This window comes from Bacteroidetes bacterium SB0662_bin_6 (assembly GCA_009839485.1).
Taxonomy (GTDB): domain Bacteria; phylum Bacteroidota; class Rhodothermia; order Rhodothermales; family VXPQ01; genus VXPQ01.
Genome location: VXPQ01000069.1, coordinates 11,350 through 14,880, shown reverse-complemented (window position 1 = coordinate 14,880; position 3,531 = coordinate 11,350). Strand labels below are relative to the sequence as shown.

1 protein-coding gene and 2 pseudogenes are annotated in these 3,531 nt (G+C 53.2%); all 3 read left to right on the top strand.

From position 1 onward, the window contains the following. Window positions 1-508 precede the first annotated feature (508 nt). Window positions 509-1,735, top strand: a pseudogene (locus F4Y00_11660) (hypothetical protein). Between the two features lie 435 nt (window positions 1,736-2,170). Further along, window positions 2,171-2,881, top strand: a pseudogene (locus tag F4Y00_11655) (hypothetical protein). Window positions 2,882-3,085: 204 nt separating this feature from the next. Beyond that, the coding region (locus tag F4Y00_11650; GenBank protein MYE05609.1) for a hypothetical protein at window positions 3,086-3,531 on the top strand (446 nt) is incomplete at its 3' end.

Below are 3,531 nucleotides of genomic sequence, written 5' to 3'. Positions count from 1 at the left end.
AATATGGAATCTGACCAGACTTGTGGAGTTATCGCTCGGCGGTAACTTCACCGGCACCATACCGGCCGAAATAGGAAATCTGACCAATCTTGAGTGGTTATCGCTCGGCGGTAACTTCACCGGCGCCATACCGGCCGAAATAGGAAATCTGACCAGACTTAGGAGCTTAGGGCTCTCCAGTAACTCCTTAACCGGCGCCATACCGACCGAAATAGGAAATCTGACCAGACTTGAGGAGTTATGGCTCCCCGGTAACTCCTTCACCGGCGCTATACCGGCCGAAATAGGAAATCTGATCAGCCTTACGAATTTACAACTCCACAGCAATGCTTTAACCGGCGCCATACCGGCCGAAATAGGGAAGTTGACTAATCTTGAGACGTTAGACCTCTCCCAAAACTCCTTAAGCGGCGCCATACCGGCCGAAATAGGAAATCTGACCAGACTTGGGAGCTTAGGGCTTTGGAACAACTCCTTAAGCGGCGCCATACCGACCGAAATAGGGAAGCTGACCAGACTTGAGGGGTTATCGTTCGGCGACAACCAATTAACCGGAGAAATACCGACCGAAATAGGGAATCTCACAAGCCTTAGGCGGCTAAGCCTGGTTAATAACGACTTAAGCGGCGCCATACCGGCCGAAATAGGAAATCTGACCAGTCTTGTGCAGTTATGGCTCGACAATAACCAATTAACCGGAGAAATACCGACCGAAATAGGGAATCTGACCAGCCTTGAGGGGCTGGGTTTGGGTTACAATAGAGAGTTGGCCGGAGAGCTTCCTGCGGGTTTAAGGTTTCTGCCGATTAATTACGTGGATATAAGAGAAACCTGTATTGCCACGCCTGCGGACAGCGATTTCCGGGCATGGTTGGCGGGTATTACATTTTACGATACCGATAGGGTATGCGCGGCGGGCGTAACGGTGACGGACGCGGAGAGGGCCGCGCTGGTGGCGTTATACGATGCGACCGGCGGCGATAACTGGACGGAGAATGCCAACTGGAAAAGCGAAGAACCGGTCGGGGAGTGGTACGGGGTTACGGTTGAGAACGGCGCAGTCACCGGGCTGGGATTGAGAGACAATAATTTAACGGGAACGCTGCCGGCCGAAATAGGGAATTTGACCAGCCTTGGGAGGTTATTGCTCGGCCATAACTCCTTAAGCGGCGCCATACCGGCCGAAATAGGGAATCTGACCAGACTTGTATCGTTATTTCTTCTTCGTAACTCCTTAAGTGGCGCCATACCGGCCGAAATAGGGAATCTGACCAGCCTTGAGGCTTTATTTCTCAGCGGTAACTCCTTAAGCGGAGAAATACCGGAGGAAATAGGCAATTTGACCAGCCTTACGGGTTTATCGCTCTCCGATAACTCCTTAACCGGATCCATACCGGCCGAAACAGGGAATCTGACCAACCTTCAGGGTTTATGGCTCGACAATAACGCCTTAAGCGGTGCCATACCGACCGCAATAGGGAATCTAACCAATCTTGAAACGTTATCGCTCACCAGTAACTCTTTAAGCGGCGCCATACCGGCCGCAATAGGGGATTTGACCAGCCTTGAACGGTTAGCGCTTGAACTTAACAACTTAACCGGAGCGATACCGGCTGAAATAGGGGATTTGACCAGCCTTCGGGGTTTATCGCTTGATCGTAACAACTTAACCGGAGCGGTACCGGCCGAAATAGAAAATCTGACCAGCCTTGAGTGGTTATTCTTGTATGACAATACAGCGTTGACCGGAGAACTTCCTGCGGGTTTAAGGCATTTGCCGCTTGTGCAGTTGAATATACAAAACACCTGTATTACCACGCCTGCGGACAGCGATTTTCAGGCATGGTTAGCGGGTATTACATTTACCGATACCAATAGAATATGCGAGGCGGGCGATACGGTAACGGACGCGGAGAGGGCGGCGCTGGTGGCGATCTACGATGCGACCGACGGCGATAACTGGTCGAATAATACCAACTGGAAAAGCCAGGAACCGGTCGGGGACTGGTACGGGGTCACGGTTGAGAACGGCGCAGTCACGAGGCTAAACTTACCAAGCAATAATTTAACGGGAACGCTCCCGTCCAAAATAGGGGATTTGACCAGCCTTAAGTTCTTAGACCTCGCCCTTAACGCCTTAAGTGGCGCCATACCGGCCGAAATAGGAAATATGACCAAGCTTGAGTGGTTAAACCTCAACATCAACAACCTAAGCGGCGCCATACCGGCCGAAATAGGAAATATGACCAGCCTTCGGAGGTTAGCCTTCAGCAGTAACAGCTTAAGCGGCGCCATACCGGCCGAAATAGGAAATATGACCAGCATTGATTTTATAGACCTCGGCAATAACTCCTTAAGCGGTGCCATACCAACCGAAATAGGAAATATGACCAAGCTTGAGACGTTATTTCTCAGCCGTAACAGCTTAAGCGGCGCCATACCGGTCGAAACAGGGAATCTGACCCGCCTTGAGGTGCTGGCTTTGGGTTACAATACAGCGTTGACCGGAGAGCTTCCTGCGGATTTAAGGTTTCTGCCGATTAATTACCTGGATATAAGAGAAACCTGTATTGCTACGCCTGCGGATAGCGATTTTCAGGCATGGTTGGAGGGTATTACTACATTTTATGATACCGATAGAGTATGTACACCGGCGGGCGTTACGGTCACGCCGACGACGCTCTCCGTTCCGGAAGGCTCCAACGCCCAATACACCGTGGTTCTGGATACGCAGCCCTCCGCCGACGTAACGATCGCGTTGTCTTTCGCTTCGGGTTCGGACGAAGACATTACGGTGGACAAGACTTCGCTCACGTTCACTACGAACAACTGGGATACGGCGCAGGAGGTGACGGTATCGGCAGCCGAAGACGACGATGCGACAGACGGCACGGCAACGATAGAACATACGGCGTCGGGCGGGGGCTACGATGGCGTAAGCGTCTCTTCGGTTACGGTGACGGAGTTGGATAACGATACGAGGGGCGTTACAGTGACGCCAACAACGCTGACGGTGGCCGAAGGAGACAACGCGAAGTACACGGTCGTGCTTACATCGCAGCCCTCCGACAACGTAACGATCTCGGTGTCTTTTGCTTCGGGTTCGGACGAAGACATTACGGTGGACAAGACGTCGCTTACGTTCACGCCGGAGAACTGGAATGCGGCGCAGGAGGTCACGGTGTCGGCTGCCGAAGACGACGATGCGATAAACGGCGCGGCAACGATAGAACATGCGGCGTCGGGCGGGGGCTACGGCGACGTGACGGTCTCTTCGGTGACGGCGACCGAGTTGGATAACGATACGCCGGGCGTAACGGTGACGCCGACGACGCTCACGGTTCCTGAAGGAGGCAGCGCGACGTATACCGTGGCGCTCGATACGGAGCCCTCTGCCGGCGTAACGATTTCGTTGTCTTTCGCTTCGGGTTCGGACGAAGACATTACGGTGGACAAGACCTCTCTTACGTTCACGACGGAGAACTGGAATGCGGCGCAGGAGGTGACGGTGTCGGCGGCTGTGGACAACGA